The 19,790-nt window shown below is 49.5% G+C and carries 13 protein-coding genes; 8 read left to right on the top strand and 5 right to left on the bottom strand.

What is annotated here, in order from left to right:
- Positions 1 to 108: 108 nt before the first annotated feature.
- Both EXY25_RS02790 and EXY25_RS02785 read right to left on the bottom strand, forming a co-directional pair.
- Entirely contained in the window at positions 109 to 1,686 is a 1,578-nt protein-coding gene (locus EXY25_RS02790) for an AbgT family transporter (protein ID WP_114336851.1), read from the bottom strand.
- A 194-nt stretch (positions 1,687 to 1,880) separates the two neighbouring features.
- Positions 1,881 to 2,681 carry a CPBP family intramembrane glutamic endopeptidase gene (locus EXY25_RS02785; protein ID WP_130565640.1) on the bottom strand — a complete coding sequence of 267 codons (801 nt, stop codon included), beginning with the start codon at positions 2,679 to 2,681 and terminating at the stop codon, positions 1,881 to 1,883.
- Positions 2,682 to 3,082: 401 nt separating this feature from the next.
- On the opposite strand from EXY25_RS02785, the gene EXY25_RS02780 reads away from it, so the two are divergent.
- The 6 genes from EXY25_RS02780 (at position 3,083) to EXY25_RS02755 (ending at position 11,503) form a co-directional block, all read left to right on the top strand.
- Positions 3,083 to 3,502 carry a CBS domain-containing protein gene (locus tag EXY25_RS02780; RefSeq protein WP_114336552.1) on the top strand — a complete coding sequence of 140 codons (420 nt, stop codon included), beginning with the start codon at positions 3,083 to 3,085 and terminating at the stop codon, positions 3,500 to 3,502.
- Between the two features lie 61 nt (positions 3,503 to 3,563).
- The gene (hrpA, locus tag EXY25_RS02775; RefSeq protein WP_207232094.1) at positions 3,564 to 7,424 is read left to right on the top strand and encodes an ATP-dependent RNA helicase HrpA; all 3,861 of its coding nucleotides are present in this window, start codon (positions 3,564 to 3,566) and stop codon (positions 7,422 to 7,424) included.
- Positions 7,409 to 7,879 carry a GNAT family N-acetyltransferase gene (locus EXY25_RS02770; RefSeq protein ID WP_130565638.1) on the top strand — a complete coding sequence of 157 codons (471 nt, stop codon included), beginning with the start codon at positions 7,409 to 7,411 and terminating at the stop codon, positions 7,877 to 7,879. Before hrpA ends, EXY25_RS02770 begins: the two co-directional genes overlap by 16 nt.
- A gap of 138 nt (positions 7,880 to 8,017) precedes the next feature.
- A complete protein-coding gene (locus tag EXY25_RS02765; protein WP_114336555.1) occupies positions 8,018 to 8,737 on the top strand; it encodes a YebC/PmpR family DNA-binding transcriptional regulator in 720 nt (239 codons plus the stop codon).
- A 202-nt stretch (positions 8,738 to 8,939) separates the two neighbouring features.
- Positions 8,940 to 9,923 carry an OmpA family protein gene (locus EXY25_RS18945; RefSeq protein WP_114336556.1) on the top strand — a complete coding sequence of 328 codons (984 nt, stop codon included), beginning with the start codon at positions 8,940 to 8,942 and terminating at the stop codon, positions 9,921 to 9,923.
- Positions 9,924 to 10,051: 128 nt separating this feature from the next.
- Entirely contained in the window at positions 10,052 to 11,503 is a 1,452-nt protein-coding gene (locus EXY25_RS02755) for a tetratricopeptide repeat protein (protein ID WP_130565637.1), read from the top strand.
- On the opposite strand, the gene EXY25_RS02750 is transcribed toward EXY25_RS02755, so the two are convergent.
- Both EXY25_RS02750 and rne read right to left on the bottom strand, forming a co-directional pair.
- Positions 11,463 to 12,635 carry a rhomboid family intramembrane serine protease gene (locus tag EXY25_RS02750; RefSeq protein ID WP_130565636.1) on the bottom strand — a complete coding sequence of 391 codons (1,173 nt, stop codon included), beginning with the start codon at positions 12,633 to 12,635 and terminating at the stop codon, positions 11,463 to 11,465. The two genes, EXY25_RS02755 and EXY25_RS02750, sit on opposite strands and share 41 nt — an antisense overlap.
- 160 nt (positions 12,636 to 12,795) lie before the next feature.
- Positions 12,796 to 15,741, bottom strand: coding sequence for a ribonuclease E (gene rne, locus EXY25_RS02745; RefSeq protein ID WP_130565635.1), 2,946 nt, complete (start codon positions 15,739 to 15,741; stop codon positions 12,796 to 12,798).
- Between the two features lie 486 nt (positions 15,742 to 16,227).
- On the opposite strand from rne, the gene rluC reads away from it, so the two are divergent.
- Together rluC and EXY25_RS02735 are read left to right on the top strand one after the other, a co-directional pair.
- Complete coding sequence (gene rluC, locus EXY25_RS02740; protein WP_130565634.1) at positions 16,228 to 17,256, top strand: 23S rRNA pseudouridine(955/2504/2580) synthase RluC; 1,029 nt, start codon at positions 16,228 to 16,230, stop codon at positions 17,254 to 17,256.
- Complete coding sequence (locus EXY25_RS02735) at positions 17,256 to 17,921, top strand: HAD-IA family hydrolase (RefSeq protein WP_205695364.1); 666 nt, start codon at positions 17,256 to 17,258, stop codon at positions 17,919 to 17,921. The genes rluC and EXY25_RS02735 overlap by 1 nt, the downstream gene beginning before the upstream one ends.
- Here EXY25_RS02735 and EXY25_RS02730 read toward each other — a convergent pair.
- Positions 17,918 to 19,711, bottom strand: a complete 1,794-nt coding sequence (locus tag EXY25_RS02730; protein ID WP_130565632.1) for an ABC transporter ATP-binding protein — start codon at positions 19,709 to 19,711, stop codon at positions 17,918 to 17,920. The genes EXY25_RS02735 and EXY25_RS02730 overlap by 4 nt on opposite strands.
- Positions 19,712 to 19,790 lie beyond the last annotated feature (79 nt).

Here is a 19,790-nt window from a genome sequence, read left to right as displayed (position 1 = left end):
GTCTTAATGCTTTGCTTATAAGTGCACTATACCACTTTACTCGAAACAGTCATCAGAGGTAATTGCCGAAGCGTGAGTACCGCTTCGGCAATTCGTATCGTGTTATTACTACGGCGTGTAATAGGTAGCGGCACCAGGGCCTACAGGTAACCCTATGACGAAAACCCACAAGAAGAAGAACAGGCTCCAGCCCAACATAAAGACGATGGAATAGGGCAGCATGGTGGCCACCAAGGTACCGATCCCTAGGTCTTTTTTGTAACGTGCTGCGGTCGCCATAATTAAACCAAAATAGCTCATCATTGGCGTGATCAAATTGGTTGTTGAATCACCGATACGGTAGGCCGCCTGAATAGTCTCAGGGGCATAGCCCACCAGCATCAACATGGGCACAAATATCGGCGCGGTCACCGCCCATTGCGCAGATGCAGAGCCCAACATCAGGTTGATAAAACCGCAGACCAGAATAAAGGCAAAGAACAGCATCGGTCCGGTCATGCCGATGGACTGTAATACCTCTGCGCCCATTACCGCGGTGACGGTACCAAAGTTGGTGACTTTGAAGAACGCAACGAACTGGGCGGCAAAGAAAACCAGTACGATATACATACCCATGGTGCTCATTGATTCGCTCATTGCATGGATTACGTCGCGGTCTGTTTTCATTTTGCCCACTGTACGGCCGAATACATAACCGGGAATGGCAAAGCAGATAAAGATGAAGGCGACGATCCCTTTAAGGAACGGGGAGCCCGCGACCGCGCCGGTGTCGGGGTGACGCAGAATGCCACTCTCCGGTACGATCGTCAGTGCCAGCACAGCGCTTAGTACCAATACGGCGATACCGGCGTTTTTGAGCCCGCGCTTCTCATCGGCGGTGAGTTGGTATTGGCTGGTGTCGTCTTCCTGAACTGACTCATCACCTTCGCTGGGATCCCACTTACCTAATTGCGGTTCAACTACGCGTTCTGTCACTACGGTGCCAAGCAGGGTGATCAAAAAGGTGCTGGCCATCATAAAGAACCAGTTTACTTCCGGGCCAACAACGTAATCTGGATCGATCATCTGCGCGGCTGATTCTGTGATCCCAGAAAGCAGTGGGTCGACCGTGCCGATCAGCAAGTTGGCGCTATAGCCGCCGGAAACACCCGCAAATGCAGCGGCTAATCCGGCCAAGGGGTGTCTGCCCAATGATTTAAAAATCATCGCCGCAAGTGGGATCATCACGACATAGCCGAGTTCTGATGCTGTATTAGAGATGATGCCTGAAAACACGATGATCACGGTCACCATACGTGGTGAGGCGCTCATTACCATTCCGCGCATCGCAGCAGAAAGCAGGCCAGCCCGTTCAGCGATACCTACGCCTAGTAACGCAACTAACACAGTACCCAGGGGGGCAAAACCGGTAAAATTCGGCACTAAACCCGTCACTATGATAGCCAGACCTTCAGCGCTCAGTAGGCTGAACACTTCTATCGTGGCACCTTCCGTACGGGGGTCAGATACGCTTAGCCCGAAGTAAGAGGCGATACCCGAGGCGACGATCACTGTGAGCGTGAGAATGGCGAACAGGGTGATCGGATGGGGCAGGAGGTTACCAAGAAACTCGACACCGTTGAGGAATCGGCTGAACAGGCCGCTTTGCGTGCCAGGCTTAGAATGTGAATTTTCAGGATTTGTCATAAAGAAGAAGTGGTCATCAGTTAATGCAAGCAATTAACATACGCATTCTCAATCTCTATCTCCAGTAGTAACGTGGAATAGGTGCTGAAAGGTAGTGGAATTTGCCGGTTACAGTGTAATTATCGCTGTATATACAAGTGGTGTAGTCGTTTGATTTAAATGCATTATGTTGCAGGGGCTTTGTTAGCTGTTATTCATTGGCTAATCTTCATTGGATAAGCTAGACAGAAGAAATGGATTAGATTGACCGTGGCGTGCACGAACATGGGGGCGACCAGATTTCTATAATAATGGTAAGCCAATGCATATCCCAACCCGGCTATGCCAGCCAGAATCACCCACTGCCAACCCCCAGCGATATGGGCGATAGCAAAGGTGAGTATCGCCAGTACCAAACCGAAACGACCTAACTGTTTGCTTAGATAGTGTTGCAGCAGCCCACGAAACATCACCTCTTCAGCCGTGACTGTAATACCGATATTGATGAGCACAAACCAGTACCATTGCGCTGGCAGTTTGAGATCCCAATCTAACACGTCCATTAGATAACCGGCGCTCGCAGTCGCTAAAACAGTGGATAGGGTGATTAGGGCAATTGGCTGCCAACCAAGCTTGCTGGAGTTAGCGGCACGGGTCTGCTGCCTATCGCGTGTTAACAGTAACGGTAATAGCACGATGGCGATCAGTAGCTTGTCGTAGTTAAACGTTAAAGAGTGCGGCACTGCCCCTGATGAGATTAACCGCTGTTGCCAAATCGGTTGGTTATAAAAGCCCGGCAGTAGATGCAGCATTAAAGCGGCGCTGATCAGTAACATCGACCAGACAAATAGCGGATTGTTGCCATGACTTTGGCGGCTGAGGTGATGTGCTAAGCCTAAAAATGTTAGTGATGCTAGCAAACCATATAGGTCAATAGCCCCGAGCAGCAGTGCCGTGGTAAACAAGCCAAGCGATGCAATGAGGCTGTAATGGGTTAACGTTGGATAGTTGGCCATATTGGTGCTGTTTCGGCGTATTACGCGTGAGATCCACAGGCAAGTTAGGTATGGATTAAGCTAACCCGTCCGCACCATTCTGCCAAATATATTAACTTACCCGATCATCGTTTTAATGATGTCTGGTTGTCTCAGGCGTTACTCCTAAGGCTTGGATTGATATGTTAAGGCGGTGATAGCGCAATATCGCCGTGGGTTATTGGCAATGAGAATTGTTAACGCATTCGTGATCTGTTCGAGGTGTTGGGGCAAAATTTATACACCCTTGAGCTAGCGGCTGTTATAAAAGGACAAAGTAGCGATCAGGCGGCCATATTAAGACAAATAAATCAGCCTGGTCTAAGCTTGCGATAGCGCCCCAATATTTGGACAGGACGCATCGCATAGACATGGGGGAAGTTATGCAATCATTAAAAGTAAAAGATCACATGGATCGTCGACCTGTCACCTTTGAACCTGGTCAGACAGTGGCTGAGGCTGTGCAACGACTGCTCACAGCGCAGCGCATTGGTGGCCCGGTTATTGATGAACAGAAGAAGCTGGTTGGCTTTATTTCACAGCAGGATTGTTTAAGAGCTGCGGTGGAAGCTTCCTATCACTGCGAGGGCGTCGCATTGGTGAAAGAGCTAATGCGTACTGAGGTGCTGACGGTGAGTCCGGAAGACTCCATTTTGGAGTTGGCCCAGCAAATGTTGGGACAAAAGCCTAAGTTGTATCCAGTGGTTGATGATTATGGTCTTCTTATCGGCTTAATCGCTCGCCGTGACATTCTGCGCGCCTTGTCGACCCATCTCGATACATGCTTTGGTAAAGCCAGTTAAACTGAGGCTTTCACCACCATCCCAAGCTTGGTAGGATCGCGCCACATTTTTTGATGTGGCGTTGATCGTGCAAGCTGATACTTTTCTGGACACCTTATCACTCCTTCCTAAACAAGCGCAGGCCGGTTTGCGGCGACGCTTTGAAGGCTTAAAACGCATTGACGACGGCAAGCGTCGGGAAAAGATCCAGAAATCACTTAATGCCGATCTGGAAAAGGCGATCATTCGTGCGACATGGAATGAATCGATATCATTCCCTGAAGCCTTACCTGTATCTGAGCGCAAGCAAGAGATAGCCGAAGCGATCCGTGACAATCAGGTGGTCATTGTTGCCGGTGAGACAGGCTCAGGTAAAACCACCCAGATCCCAAAGATCTGTCTCGAGCTAGGCCGCGGTATTGGTGGCATGATCGGTCACACTCAGCCTCGTCGTTTAGCGGCACGCAGCGTCGCAGATCGCATCGCTGACGAGCTGGCCACATCCCTTGGCGATGTGATTGGTTTTAAAGTCAGGTTCTCTGATCACACTCAGCCACGGACGCGGGTTAAGTTGATGACAGACGGTATTCTGCTTGCAGAGATGCAGAATGATCGCCTGTTACGGCAATACGACACGTTGATCATCGATGAAGCACATGAACGCAGTCTAAACATCGATTTCTTGCTCGGCTATTTGCGACAACTGCTGCCTAAGCGCCCCGATCTAAAAATTATCATCACCTCTGCCACCATTGAAACTGAACGCTTCTCCAAACACTTTAACAATGCGCCGGTGATCACTGTCTCTGGCCGTACCTTTCCGGTAGAGATGCGCTATCGCCCGCAGGTTGAAGGCAAGCAGGTGGACCCGTTGCAAGGGATCTTTGATGCTGTCGATGAGCTACAGCGGGAAGGTCAGGGCGATATTCTTATTTTCCTCAACGGCGAACGCGAGATCCGCGATACCGCAGATGCCCTGAATAGAAGGCAGCTACGAAATACGGAAGTTTTGCCGCTTTATGCTCGTCTGTCGGCGCAAGAGCAGCAACGTATCTTTAAATCGCACCGCGGGCAGCGCATTGTGTTGGCGACGAATGTTGCAGAAACATCCCTGACGGTGCCAGGGATCCGCTATGTGATTGACCCGGGCACCGCACGTATTAGTCGTTACAGCTATCGCACCAAAGTGCAACGCTTGCCTATTGAGGCGATCTCTCAGGCTAGCGCCAACCAGCGGGCAGGACGATGTGGCCGTGTTGCCGCGGGTATCTGTATTCGTCTGTATAGCGAAGAAGACTTTCTTGGTCGTGCGGAATTCACCGATCCCGAGATCCTGCGTACGAACCTAGCCGCCGTTATCCTGCAGATGATTGCGCTTAAACTGGGGGATATTCAAGCCTTCCCATTTATGCAGCCACCGGATCAAAAGCACATACGTGATGGTATTAAGCTGCTTGAAGAGCTGGGTGCGGTGGTTGGTACGCAACAGAAATTGACCCCTCTCGGCCGCCAGTTGGCCCGTATCCCGGTGGACCCTAAGTTAGCTCGTATGGTGGTGGCTGCTAATGACTTCGGCTGTTTGGATGAAGTACTGATTGTGGCATCGGCATTGTCGATCCAGGATCCCCGAGAACGGCCGATGGATGCAAAACAAGCATCCGATGAAAAGCATCGTCGTTTCTATGATAAGGACTCTGACTTTTCAACCTTGGTTAATCTCTGGCGCTATATCAAGCAACAGCAAGAGGAACTGTCGTCAAGCCAGTTTCGTAAGTTGTGCAAGAAAGAGTTTCTTAGCTATGTGCGCGTCAGAGAGTGGCAAGATCTGCACTTTCAACTCCGGCAAAGTTGTCGCGAGTTGCATCTGACCATGAACGACACAGAAGCCAGCTATGACAACCTTCACCAAGCGTTGCTAACCGGCTTATTAAGCAGCATTGGTATGCTTGATAAGGAGCAGGAGTACCTGGGCGCACGCAATCGGCGTTTCTATCTGTTTCCCGGTAGCGCCTTAGGTAAGCAGCGTCCGAAGTGGCTGATGGCTGCGGAGCTTATGGAAACCAGTCGGCTATTTGCCCGTGTCGCCGCGAAGATCCAACCGCAGTGGGTTGAGGCTGCAGCGCAGCATTTAGTTAGCCGTACGCACAGTGAACCCCACTGGAGCAAAAAGCAGGGCAACGTGTTGGCATTTGAGCAGCAAACACTTTATGGCCTGCCTATCGTTACCAAACGTAAGGTGTTGTTTGGCCATATCGATGAAACTGAATCGCGGGCGATCTTTATACGGTCAGCGTTGGTTGAGCGTCAGCTGGGTAGTAACTTAGCTTTCTATCAAAAGAATAACGCGGTAATCGACGTCATTCACAAGGAAGAGGAGAAGATCCGCCGTCGTGATCTTTTGGTGGACGACGATCAATTGTATGCGCTTTACGATGCCGACCTGCCAGCAAATATATATGCTCGTGTCACGCTGGAAAAATGGTATCGCCAAGCCGTCAAAGATAACAAACAGGTGTTAGTTTACGACCGCGAGACCTTGTTGCAGAGGCATGAAGATGATCTCAGTCAGCTATATCCTGACCAGTGGCGTAGCGGCAATATCGACCTCAGTCTTAAATACCTGTTTGAGCCAGGAAAGAAGATCGATGGCGTCAGTGCCGAGATCCCGGTGGCGGTGCTAAATCAGGTTGACGAGCATACCTTTGCCTGGGGCGTGCCTGCGCATCGTGAAGCATTACTGGTGGCGCTAATTAAGTCGCTACCGAAACCGATACGGCGCAACTTTGTGCCTGCCCCCAATTATGCCAAACGGGTGTTAGATGAAGCGGTACCTGAAGATGAGTCGCCGCTTGAAGCGCTGACGCGGGTATTGCGCCGCGCAAGCGGAATAACGATACCTGATGAAGCATGGAACTGGGATTTGGTGCCCGATCACCTGAAACTTAATTTTAGGGTGGTTAATGAACAGGGGCAGGCGCTGGCCGAAGGGGAAGATCTCGACGATTTAAAAGCGAGCCTACAGGACCACGTGCAGCAGACGCTTAGCGATGCCGCGGATGATGCTATTGAGCAAAGTGGTTGTGTGACGTGGGTGTTTGATACCTTACCTGAAGAGTACGTGCAGCAAAAACGTGGGTACGAGGTGCGTGCCTTTCCGGCGATCGTTGATGAAAATGACTCAGTAGCGGTGAAACTGTTTGATAATAAATCAGCAGCTGACGAAGCGATGGCTAACGGCGTGCGGCGCCTGCTATTAATGAACGTGCCATCACCGATTAAATATCTTCGTGATGGCTTACCTAACAAAGCTAAATTGGCGATGCATTACAATCGCTTTGGCAAGGTACAACAGCTGGTTGAAGATTGTATTAATGGCGCGGTAGACAGTTTGGTTGCGGATCCTGTTACTGTGCGCAACGAACAGACGTTTAAGCGCTTACTAGAAACAGTTAAAGCAGAACTTGCTGACACCACCATGGCTGTGGCGTTACAGGTTGAGAAAGTTCTAACATTGGCTAATCAGCTGCAAAAACAGCTTAAGGGTAAGATGAGCCTGGAAACTGTGCGTTCTCAGGCGGATGTAAAGGCCCAACTTGAAGCGTTGGTTTACCCTGGGTTTGTCGCTGATACCGGGGTGACGCATTTGCAAGAGTTACCTAGATACCTGCAAGCAGTGGTCAAACGTTTAGAGAAGATGCAGGTTGACCCGCAACGGGATCGCTTGCATCAAGTCACCCTGGATAAGGTGCAAAATGCGTTTGATCTGGTGCAACAAAAAGCACAAAAAAAACCAGGGTTACGCAGTGAAATGGAACGCCTGCGTTGGATGCTTCAGGAGCTTCGTGTCTCGTTATTCCATCAGCAGCTGGGGACGCCATATCCGATATCGGAAAAACGTGTCATGCAGGCGATCGATGAGGTGAAGCGGTGCCATCAGTTGTAATTTCTGCTATCGCGGCTTCCCATACTTATCCTCTTAGAAGCGCTGTATTACGTACAGGTTTACCTGTTTCTACCTGCATCTTTGCCGGCGATGATGCAGCGACAACCTACCACTATGGTGCTTTTGTTGCGCAGCAGTTGGTGGGTATTGTATCGATCTATCGGGTCGACAACGAAGAATTAATCGCACAGCAAGCAGATTTCAGTTGGCAGTTGCGCGCCATGGCTACGCATCCTCAAGTGCGTGGTCGCGGTGTCGGTAAGGCTCTGGTGCAACATGCACTGGCGCAGCATGGCAGCAGCGCGCCGCTTTGGTGTAACGCCAGAAGTCATGCCTGTGGCTTCTACCAAAAGCTTGGATTTGCGGGTATCGGCGCGTCGTTTGAAATTCCAGGGGTTGGTCCACATCTAAAAATGATGTTTGTAGAGCACAGCAGTGGCTCGGCTATTGATTGATTGTTGTGCCACTTTGATGGCGTTAAGATCAAAATTTGGTGAATTGTTGTAAGGCCTGACTGGTATTTGTAAGGGAGAGGGCGCTAAACTCGCTCCCCATATTCTGGTCGCCACTAAATACAGAGAGAATTAAGTACTATGGGAAGAGCGTATCAAAACCGTAAGGATTCGATGGCAAAAACGGCTGCGGCTAAAACGAAAGTTTATTCGAAGTACGGCAAAGAGCTTTATGTTGTTGGCAAAAATGGCGGCACGGACCCGGATACCAATCTCACCTTACGTCGCTTGATCGAAAAGGCAAAGAAAGATCAGGTGCCTGCCCACGTTATTGAGCGTGCCCTAGATAAAGCCAATGGTGCGGGTGGCGAAGACTACGTGACAGCACGTTATGAAGGTTTTGGTCCTGGCGGCTGTATGGTGATTGTTGATTGTTTAACAGACAACGGCAAACGCACTTTTTCTGATGTACGTAACTGTTTCACAAAGAACGACGCTAAGTTAGGTTCACCTGGCGCCGTTGCCCACATGTTTGATCATCTGGCGGTATTTATCTTCGCTGGTGAAGATGAAGAAGCGGTGTTGGAAACATTGATGATGGCTGATGTCGATGTCACCGATATTGAAGCTGACGATGGCAAGATCACTGTTTTTGCTCCTGCAGCCGAATTCTATAAGGTGAAGTCGGCGTTGTTGGAAGCGGATGAAGCGCTTGAGTTTGAGGTTGACGAGATCAGTTTCGTGCCGCAAACCGCGTGTCCTGTCAGCGGAGAGGATGCCGAGGTATTCGATAAGTTTCTAGCGATGCTGGAAGATTGTGATGACGTACAAGAGGTGTATCACAACGCGGAACTGGCTTAGCCTTACCTCTCTGACATGATAAGTAAGGGCGCCTGCTGGCGCCCTTACTTATTCTCCTGTTCTTCCTCGCTTCATTAACCTTTTATGACACCAAGCCCTAACTTTGTAACACTCGGCAAAAAGTCATCTATGCTATTGATAGTTGCGCGTTTGTCTTGATCGCGGACGGCACTTTTCTAATTGACTTGATGGGGAAATGTAGATGTTGAAAAGGATTGGGGAAAGAGTGTTGATTGTCACGGGTCTCATGGTCGGGCTGGTGGCTGGTTCTGTCGCTGAGGATGGCCCGATTGACGCAGCAGAGGCCTATGTTCTTGGCGCCGATGGCATGGTGGTATTGTCGGGCACTGGCGCTTGTGTACGCCACAGCGGTTGGAGTGAAGAAAAGGCCAAGGTTGTTGGCTGTGACGGTTACGCACTTAGCACCGATGTTGAGTTTGTTAAAGGTGAAGGTGATGGCTTGATCACCGGCTTATCACTGCCACAGGCGGAACTGTTTGCATTTGACAGCGCAGAGATGGGGGAAGAGGGTAAGGCCTATCTGTTAAGTCGAAAGGCTGAATTGTCAGAGGATTTCAACGGCGTCTACTCAGTAACCGTCATTGGTCATACCGATAGTACCGGCGACGAGACTTATAACCAGGATTTATCACTGCGCCGTGCCAATGCCGTCGGTGACTATCTTAAGTCGATAGGTGTACCGGAAGGGCGTTTGAATACCCTCGGTCGTGGCGAAAATGATCCTTTGGTTACGAATGATACCGTTGAAGGTCGTGCCCAAAACCGTCGTGTTGAAGTTTTTGTAGTGGGTGAACTGCGCGCGTTGGATCGACTAGTATTCCCAAGTATCGCTTTGTTTGAACGGCGCAAAGGTGAACTGACAGGTGAGGGTGTTGGCCTCATGCGAACTCACATAGAAGAGGCTAGGGAGTTACTGCGTAGCGCAGCCTTTATTGAGATCGTTGGTCATACGGATGATGTGGGTGACGATGATTACAATATGGCTCTCTCAGTTGAGCGCGCAGAATCTGTCGGGCTCTATCTTATTGAAGCTGGTGTTGATTCGTCCAAAATTGTGATGCGTGGTGCAGGTGAAACAATGCCAGTCGCAACTAACGCCACAGAACCAGGAAAAGCACAAAATCGTCGTGTAGAGGTACTGATCTTCGGACGAGGTCGCTTCTAATTCGTAAGTTGTATCATTCAGTGAAGGTTGAGCGGGAACGCGTTGCGCTCAACCTTCATTTACTCCCTCATTAAATCATCGTATCCTAATCTTTTAGTTTTAATTTCCCGTATTCCTGAGGTTCAAGGATGAGTAGTTGTAGTTATCATGCCGATAAACAAGGTAGTTGGCATTGTCCTTCCTGTATTAAAAGCTTTTGTACAACCTGTTTTCCTGGTGGTGAAAAGAACTTTGATGGTACGTCTGCGCGCTGCCCGCTTTGTCGTAGTGAACTGACATTCAGCGTTGAAGATGAGGATTTGCCGCCGTTTTGGCGTATCAGCTGGCAGTTTTTCCGTTATCCGTTGCAGTTGCAGCCGATGATCCTACTCGGGCTACTGTTCCTGGTGACACAGATAGCGATGTCCGATCTCTCTGCTACTGTCACGGAGCAAGCTGGACAGTTGGTGGTTGGCGGCGTGTTAGCGCTGGCGCTGTTTATTATGGTTATTCATTATGGCCTAGCGATTATCGCAGCGTTATCTGAAGAGCAGTGGCAGGCGCCAAAGCTGTTTGATAGTGAAAGCAATATCTTGCTCACTTTTAAACTACTGGTTGCGCTGTTTGTGATGTACTTTTTTGCGGGCCTCCTGTCTATGGTCTCGCACTCTTTAGCCGTTATTGCTTCTGTGTTGGTGACACTATCGATACCCGCTGTCACTATGGTTATTGCCCTTACGCATAGTTTACGCGATGCCACGAATCCGGCGATCCTTGCTAGGGTGATGGTACGTATTGGCTGGAGCTACTTATTGCTTTGGTTTGCCTACACGGCAGTGTCGAACGGTGGTACTGCGTTGGTTTGGCTATTTGAGGGGACTGAATCTATCAAGTTTCTTGTTACTCTTTTGGTGGTGGGTAGCGCGTATTTTTCACTCGTTGCGTATGCCATGATGGGATACACACTCTTCGTTAATCGTAATAAATTGGGGCTAGGCAACGCAGAGCAGCAGGGGGTGTCGTTGGAGCCTGCTGAATACGACTGCCAACGTGTGCTTGGTTACTCCCATCTATTGTTGTTTGAAGGCCGCAAAAAACAAGCATTTGAAATGGTTAAAGATGGTTTGCGTCGGTATCCAAATGAGATGCGCTTAAGAGAGCGTATGCACCGTTTGTTGATGTTGAGTGAACAAACGGTGCTGCTTGATAATCATTCCCAACGCTACCTAGCCCTATTGCATGAAAAAGGCAACATCGGTGCCGCAGCCAGAACATTGGATGAAGTGATCACTAAGATCCCGGGTTTTGAGCCTGAGCCAGAACTACGCTATGCCATCGCTAATATCTATTTTCAGCAGGGGCGCTTTGATAAAGCGGAAGCATTGATCGGTGAACCTGAATCTTGGCCAGCAAGTTATACAGATCGCGCCGGGCTCTATCTGTTACTTGCAAAAGCGGGATTAGAGAGCGGTAGACCGCTGCAAAGCGTTGCCGAATTTGCGGCTACCGCAGGTAAGTTAGCAACACCGGCAAGCCAACAGCAGCTGGAAGCGCAGCAACTTAATCAGATGGCGCTGAAGATGGCTGAGCATTCAGAATAGTGCGGATTGCTGCAGCCTCTGCGTTATGGGCTGCAGAGGCTGTTATGAGTAGAGGCAAGAGTGAAGCGTGTGCGTTGGTTGCAACATCTGTCGACCATAGATTTGAGTTGACCAGTTCGGTGATGACATGACTTGCTGGTTTATGGTCGTTATGTATTAGAAGCGTGTAAACCAGATCTATACGCTCTTTTGCTGTCCATAGATGGCTGTCGCCGAGCAGTACCGATTGATGTTCCTGCCATATTGGGTACGCCCAACCAAATCCTACAGAGGCATCACTTTGAAAAGCTAAAAGCAGTCGGTAAAGCGCTACTATTTGTGCTTCACTGACGCGCTTTGCGAGCGTGAACGCGTAATACCATAATCCTTCATAAGTAGGTTGTTCTTTTAATTGCTGACGGCAAACAGCCAAAGCTTCAACCAACCTCAGCTCGTTTTCTAGCTTGATTGCCTTTGCCGATATCGTTAATGGTGCGGCGCTCGCTTCAATGTCGCTTTGGTTAATACTTGACTGCACGCGCCGATGAAATAAACCGCACCAGCTACCGATGATATAGAAAGCGGTACCCGACATAAGCCCAAAGGCGTGTGCCATATATGCGACATTATCATCACTAAGAGCGGCACTTAGTAGCTCATAGCCAAGCCAAACAGGCAGCAGAACCAACGCCGGTGCGCGGAAGCTAGTGACGATAGGACCCAAAACGGCAAAGTACTCACGCCGGCGCCATCCATAAACCGCCAAATAGATTCCCATCAGTCCTGATATGGCCCCTGAAGCCCCAACCAATGGTGTATTGCTGTCTGTGTGGAGCAGCGCAAATCCCCATCCGCTGCATACGCCAGTAAAGAGATAAAGAGTGAAAAAATTTAAGGCGCCTAAGTGCTTTTCCAAAGCGCTGCCGAATATCAGCAGAAACAATAGATTTCCCAGTAGGTGAAGCCAGTCGCCGTGGAGATATTGATGAGTAACCAATTGAAACCACTCCATCTGGCTAGGTATTAGCGCATATTTGGTAATCGTGGCATCTGTTTCAGTTGAAAACACGGCGAAGCAAAGAAAGGCGATGGCGATCGTCACAAAGGGTGGTTGGTGCCAGTCAAGCTTATCTTCCGTTGGGACAATCAACATAGTCTTATCTTAATGTCGTTCAATAGTGCGTGTGCTGAGTGAGGTACGTATTTAACTCAACCTAAATATAAAGGATCTAGTGAATCACTAGGCTGTACGCCATCAGTGGAAATTAAAAAGCCGTGCTAAATAGCACGGCTTTTTGCTTTGGCAACGGCCCTTAGATTGCAGGTTTGGTTGGACCTGCTGTAGCCTGATCTTTGGCTTTTAACGTCGATACGCCTTGACTGCCGCCGGCACCTTGGCCGAAACGGCGCTCAATAATCGAGGCATCAACACCTGATAATGTCGCAGGTGTCGGCTTCGCCATTTGACTAGATACCGCAGTTGCGTAGCGACTGACTGGAGTGGTAGAAACGACAATATCATCGGCTGATTTAGCGTCGGAGCTAACTGGCTCTGCTGCTGCCTCAACTACCACAGGCGTGTCACTTGCGACCACTTGCTCTGTGGCTTCCGCTTCTGGCTCAATCGCTGACTCGACTACTTCGCTAGCTTTGTCATCAGACGTAACCGATGCGTCTTCAGCGGCTTTTTCAACAACAGGATCTGTTGTTACGTCAGATCCTTGCTGTGCCTCAACCTCTACGCTAGTCGATTCGACCTGCTCAGAGACTTCCGGCTCAGAGACCTCGATCGAAACTTCACTGTCAGTCGCTGTAGTCTCTTTGACTGGCGCTTCTTCAGGAGCTGCTGCGGTAACGTCAACGGTTTCAGCGGCTGTATGCTCTTCGCTCGCAACGTTCGCCTTAGTTTCAATAGAAGCTGTTTGTTCAACAGTCGCAGGTGCGTCTTGGGTGTTGTCGGCACTGCTTTCTACTACTGGCGTTTCGTTAGCGGCTACTTCAGCAACTTGCTCGGCAGCAACTTCAGGATAACGGGCGCCTACCGGATCTTCAGAGACCTGCTCAGCAACAGGAGCGAGTTCTGGTAACTGCTCTTTCTTGCTTGGCACTGGTGTGGCTTCTGAACTTACACGAACCTTCTTGCGTAAGTTACGGCGCTGACGACGCTTTGCGACCTGCTCCTGTTTTTGTGTTGCAGGTTTAGCTGTGCTTTCGCTCTTATCAGTAGCCACTGAATCAGTGGCCGACTGTTGCGCACCTTCAACTCGGTTTTGCTGCTTTCTACCACGATTGCGGCGACGTTCGTTCTTTTGCGGCTTATCTTCCGACGCGCCACGGCTATCTTTGGCTGTTACAGCTGGCTTTGTGTCATCACTCTTCTTACGCTCATTTCGCGGCTGGCGACGACTGTTATCACGCTCGTTATTACGGCGGCGACTGCTGTTTTTGCCACGGGATTGCTGACGCCCTCTGTCACCATGGGGGCGCTTACTCTTATTGCTCTTTTTCTTTGGCTTAGCGCCGAACAGAGAGGCAATAGCAGCAATAATAACGGCGATGATGCCGGGGTTCTTGTCCTTTGCCTTCTTAGCGTTGGCCTTTGCTTTTTGCGGTTGTGTTTTTGTCTTTGTGACTGTTTCGGTCGGTGCGGGTGCACTCGCTGCAGGTGTTGTAAACCCTTGCAGCACAGGCTGTGCGCGGGTGGCTACTTCGCCAACGGTAGCCGAAACTGTCGGCTCCGGCTGTTCAGCCGGCATAATCATCGCGTAGCTCGAATCTTCTTGAATATCGTCTTTACGTAAACGAGTCACCTGATATTTAGGTGTCTCCATATGCTGGTTTGGAATGATGATCACGCCAACACGGTTACGTTTTTCAATACCCCTGATCGCAGCACGCTTTTCGTTGAGTAAATAAGTTCCGACTTCTACAGGTACCTGGGCATGTAACTGCGCGGTATTTTCCTTGATCGCTTCCTCTTCGATAAGACGAAGCACAGACAGTGCAATGGATTCCACGCCACGAATGCTACCGGCGCCATCACAGCGAGGACAGACATTTTGGCTTGATTCACCCAGTGATGGACGCAGTCGCTGGCGTGACATCTCTAACAGGCCGAAACGGCTAATACGACCTAATTGAATTCTTGCTCGGTCTTGGCGAACGGCGTCACGAAGACGGTTTTCTACTGCGCGCTGGTTACGTACAGGAGACATATCGATAAAGTCGATAACGACTAAGCCACCCACATCCCGCAGGCGCAACTGGCGAGCAATCTCGTCAGCAGCTTCCAGGTTGGTATTGACTGCTGTTTCTTCAATATCGCTACCTTTGGTCGCTTTAGCCGAGTTGATATCGATTGACGTCAATGCCTCTGTCGGATCGATAACAATAGAGCCACCAGAAGGTAATTTAACTTCACGTTGAAACGCTGATTCGATCTGGCTTTCAATTTGGTAGTGAGAGAACAGCGGTACTTCACCGGAATAAAGCTTCACTCGTTGTACGAAGTCGGGACGCACTTGCGAGATGTGCGCTTTTCCTTGCTCGTAAACGTGTGGGTTATCAATAATCACTTCGCCAATATCGCGACGCAGATAATCACGGATAGCGCGAACGATGACATTGCCTTCCTGATGGATAAGGGCAGGGGCTTTAGTGGCTTTGGCCGCTTCGTCAATGCGCGTCCAATGGTTAAGCAGGTTAGTTAAATCATACTTTAACTCTTCCGCTGACTTACCAACGCCGGCAGTACGTACGATGAGACCCATACCGTTAGGCACATCAAGTTCGCTAAGTGCCGCTTTCAGCTCAGAGCGCTCATCACCTTCAATACGGCGAGAGATACCACCTGCTCTAGGGTTATTTGGCATAAGTACCAGATAGGAGCCTGCCAAACTGACAAAGGTCGTCAGTGCAGCACCTTTATTACCGCGTTCCTCTTTGTCGACCTGGATGAGTACTTCCTGGCCTTCTTTGATGATCTCGCGAATATTAGGGCGGCCTTGGAACTCATAACCTTTAGGGAAATAGCTACGAGCAATCTCTTTTAGAGGCAGGAAACCGTGGCGTTCAGCACCATAGTTTACAAAAGCAGCTTCAAGACTAGGTTCTACGCGGGTAATTGTACCTTTGTAGATATTGGCTTTTTTCTGTTCTTGATTAGGATTTTCAATATCTAAGTCGTACAGCTTTTGACCGTCGACAAGCGCAACGCGGAGTTCTTCTTCCTGCGTTGCATTAATAAGCATTCTTTTCATGCGTGTGGCTCAACTTCTCATATATTGTAGCCACAGCCCATTACGCCGATTATGACGTGCGCTGGTATTACGCCGGTCCCTTGCAACCTCCCGGTTGTATGACACAGTGCTTGCCGACTCATGGTCGGCTCCAATTTTTAAAACCGCTGCTCTATATTCAGGGAAGCAACGATCAGGAATAGGTTCCAGTAGCTCGCAAATCGTCCAGCATAATGCGCTATGGCGTCTCTTAAAGGACGAAACTTTTCTTTGGCAGAGCACAGAGGCGTAATCCGACGAGGTAGGTTGGTTCCGCCCGGAACGAATACAAATGGGCGATAAATTCATGGAACCAAGCTTAACGTGCGGCTAAATTACGCGATATGATGCCTAAGCGTTGCCTGCTTGCCGGTTGTTTTTGGGCGTTAATCAGGCGAACGTCGACGAACTATAGCAACCCCCATTGGAACAGGCAATCTTAAACGCTTTCTGATAGACTCTCGCGCCATGACACAGAGCACAGATTTACCACGTCCCCAGGTCCAAAAAGTGGTCATCACCGATGATCATGCGGGCCAACGTATAGACAATTATCTCCGCCTAAAACTTAAGGGCACACCAAAGAGTCTGATCTACAGGATCATCAGAAAAGGTGAGGTTCGTGTTAATGGCAAACGGATAAAAGCTGAATATAAACTGACATCGGGCGATGAAGTTCGTATCCCGCCGGTGCGCGTTGCTGAAAGAGAAACGCCCGATATTTCGGCCAAACTGGATCAGGTTGCTAAGTTAGAGCAATGCATCTTGTATGAAGATGACTGGCTACTGGCGATCAATAAACCATCAGGTATTGCTGTTCATGGCGGCAGCGGTTTGAAATTTGGCGTTATTGAGGCATTGCGTGCGTTACGCCCTGATGCTAGGTATTTGGAACTTGTTCACCGCATTGACAGGGAAACGTCCGGCATTTTGTTAGTCGCTAAGAAGCGATCAGCGTTACGTGCGTTACACCGTCAACTGCAAGACAAAACGGTGCAGAAAAATTACCTCGCCTTGGTAAAGGGACGTTGGCCGGAACGTCGAAAAGTGTGTGACTATCCGTTGCAAAAAAATGAGCTGCAAAGCGGCGAACGGGTGGTCAGAGTGAACCCCGAGGGGAAGCCTTCTGAAACACGAATTAAGATCCTTAAACGCTTAAAGGGTGCCACCTTGATTCAGGCAAGCCCTGTGACTGGTCGTACTCATCAGATACGCGTTCATACGGCAGCCGCGGGTCATCCTATTGCCTGTGACCCTAAGTATGGTAGTGAGCCCTTTACCAAGGCGATGTCTGAACTTGGTTGCTCACGTTTGTTTCTCCATGCGGCTGAGATTCGCTTTGCTCACCCCAAAGATGAAACCACACTGTTTATAGAAGCGCCGTTAGACGCCCCCTTATTAAAGGTAGTGGAGCGTATTGGCGTAGAGGAACACGCCCCGCAAATACCACGTGAACCATCCCGTAAACGGGCAAATCAACGTAGGAAAGCGAAATAGTGGTTGGAAAGTTTGATCTGATCGTTTTTGACTGGGACGGCACGTTGATGGACTCAACGGCGCGTATCGTATCCAGTTTACAGAAAGCGTCTGCGCTAAGTGGATTGCCTGTGCCATCGGACGAGGCTGCGGCAGGCATTATCGGTTTGAGCCTCGATCAAGCATTTACAGAGTTATTTAGGCCTGCGTCCATCACAGCGCAACAGCGTGGCGAATTGATGGACCACTATCGACAACAATTTGTTGTCGATAATCCTCAACCCATGCCCATGTTTGCTGGTTCTTCCGCTCTGCTGGCGTTACTTCAGCGCAATCAAAAGCAGCTTGCTGTCGCCACAGGTAAATCGCGGAAAGGCTTAGACCGAGTGTTGGAAGATACTGGGGTAGGGCAATATTTTCACGCTACTATTTGTGCTGATGAAGCGGAGTCAAAGCCTCACCCCGACATGTTGCACCGACTCATGGCTATCTTTAATGTTAAGCCAGAGAAGACCTTGATGATTGGCGATACAGACTATGATCTGCAGATGGCGGAAAATGCAGGCGCAAAAAGCATCGGGGTAACTTATGGGGCTCAACCAAAGGAGCGCTTGCTGCCATTTTCGAGTTTAGCATTGGTTGACTCGGTGGCCGAACTCAGAGATTGCCTGCTGCAACCCTGCTAAGTATCTTCGCCACCATATAAGGTCCGGTACACGCCTTCGGCACTGATTAACTCATGGTGGCGCCCCGACTGACAGATCTGTCCATCTTCAAATACATAGATAGTATCGGCTTGTTTAACCGCACTCAGGCGATGGGCGATGACAATTGTTGTACGCTGCTGAAGGAAGCTTTTTAGATTGCTATGAACTTTAGCTTCGGTTTCTGTATCGAGTGCAGATGTCGCTTCATCTAAAATCACAATGGCAGGGTTACGCAATACCATGCGGGCTATGGCTATACGCTGACGCTGACCACCGGAAAGTCTGACCCCCCGCGTGCCGATAGGTGTATCCAGGTTTAATTCCATCTCGGCTACGAAATCGGCGAGCTCGGCAACCTTAAGTGCGTCCCAGCAGGCATCAGAAGAGTAATGCTCCCCCATGCATAGGTTATTACGGATGCTGTCATTAAATAGCGTAGGGTGTTGCAGGACGGTGGCAATATTTTCACGCAAGGCGTCGGGGGCTATGTCGGATATTTCGCAGCCGCCATAGCTAATACTGCCACTGCTCTTCGGATAAAGCGCGAGTAGCAGTTGGATCAGGGTTGATTTTCCGCCGCCACTGGCACCAACAATAGCGATCTTTTCGCCGGCAGCAATGTCCAAATTGATACCGCGTAGGATCTCTCTGTCGTCTTCATAGTTAAAGGTAAGCCCCTTCACGTTGATAGCAACGGGCTCTCCTTTTGTAAACGGATCTGCGTTACCGTTTTGCTCGGGAATAGTTGGGTAAGTAAAGATCTTGTTGAGTCGCTGCAGGGCACCGTTAGCGCTATAGAAGGCGACCTGCATACCGAGTAACTCATTGACCGGTGTCATCATGAACCATAAGTAGCCAAACACGGCAAATATCTGGCCCACCGTGAGGTCAGAGAAAACTACCATCAACATGGCAACCGCCCTGAACAGCTCAAAACCAATGAGAAAAACAAGAAAGCTTAGCTTGCCCGCCGCTTCACTCTTCCATCCAAATTCAATTGCCCGATGTTTGACGTTACCAGCACGCTCGGCGATGCGCTTGAGGTAATGCTTTTCTCTATTCGCCGTGCGTATCTCATGAATCGCATCCAGCGTCTCTACCAGTGACTGCTGAAACAGCTCGATGGCGGAGTTTTCATCCTTTTTTAGTTCTTTAACTTTGCTTCCCAATATCTTAGAGAAATAGATAACAATCGGGTTACACAACAAGATGAAAAGACCAAGGCGCCAATCGATCAACAGAAGGATCACCGCCGTACCGAGTATCGTCAGGCCGCTAATAATGAGTTTGCTTAGGGTTTCACCTACAAACCGATCAATGGTGTCGACATCGGTGATTAGGTGGGAGCTAAGGCCACCACTACCGATGGTTTCATAGCCCTTTAAAGAGATCTGTTGTATTTGCTGCAGCAGGCGTTGCCGGAGCTTTAGGGTCAAACTTTTCGATATGATGGTGAATTGGCGACTTTGTAACACACTCAGTAGTACGCTACTGATCCGCAGCGCCACGGTGAGCACGAATATTAAAGTGATATAAACCGTCGCATTTTGCCAACTAGTTGGCAGCAGCATATTGAGGGTATCTAGTGTGCTTCCCGGATTATTTAGCAGTACTTCATCAACCATTAATGGCATAAGCAGAGGCACTGGGACGCTTAACGCGGTTGCCAGAATGGCAACGACATTAGCGATTAGTAAAGGGCGCTTAAAACCGCGGATCTCATTGCTTATCCACTGCCAACTTAGCAGGCGGGGTTGTCTATCTTTCATCCAGTTATCGAATTATTTACGTTAAAAATGCATTAATAAGGCGCGAGAGGTTAGCATGTCCATTCCCATTGCCCAAAAA

Origin of the sequence: Corallincola spongiicola (assembly GCF_004284785.1) — a bacterium.
Taxonomy (GTDB): domain Bacteria; phylum Pseudomonadota; class Gammaproteobacteria; order Enterobacterales; family Neiellaceae; genus Corallincola; species Corallincola holothuriorum.
This window is presented reverse-complemented; position numbering and strand designations above follow the sequence as displayed.

Excerpts from the sequence above, each read along its gene's own strand:
- EXY25_RS02790 (WP_114336851.1), bottom strand. The coding sequence starts at position 1,686 with ATGACAAATCCTGAAAATTCACATTCTAAGCCTGGCACGCAAAGCGGC.
- EXY25_RS02785 (WP_130565640.1), bottom strand. The coding sequence starts at position 2,681 with ATGGCCAACTATCCAACGTTAACCCATTACAGCCTCATTGCATCGCTT.
- EXY25_RS02780 (WP_114336552.1), top strand. The coding sequence starts at position 3,083 with ATGCAATCATTAAAAGTAAAAGATCACATGGATCGTCGACCTGTCACC.
- EXY25_RS02765 (WP_114336555.1), top strand. The coding sequence starts at position 8,018 with ATGGGAAGAGCGTATCAAAACCGTAAGGATTCGATGGCAAAAACGGCT.
- EXY25_RS18945 (WP_114336556.1), top strand. The coding sequence starts at position 8,940 with ATGTTGAAAAGGATTGGGGAAAGAGTGTTGATTGTCACGGGTCTCATG.
- EXY25_RS02755 (WP_130565637.1), top strand. The coding sequence starts at position 10,052 with ATGAGTAGTTGTAGTTATCATGCCGATAAACAAGGTAGTTGGCATTGT.
- EXY25_RS02750 (WP_130565636.1), bottom strand. The coding sequence starts at position 12,635 with ATGTTGATTGTCCCAACGGAAGATAAGCTTGACTGGCACCAACCACCC.
- rne (WP_130565635.1), bottom strand. The coding sequence starts at position 15,741 with ATGAAAAGAATGCTTATTAATGCAACGCAGGAAGAAGAACTCCGCGTT.
- rluC (WP_130565634.1), top strand. The coding sequence starts at position 16,228 with ATGACACAGAGCACAGATTTACCACGTCCCCAGGTCCAAAAAGTGGTC.
- EXY25_RS02730 (WP_130565632.1), bottom strand. The coding sequence starts at position 19,711 with ATGAAAGATAGACAACCCCGCCTGCTAAGTTGGCAGTGGATAAGCAAT.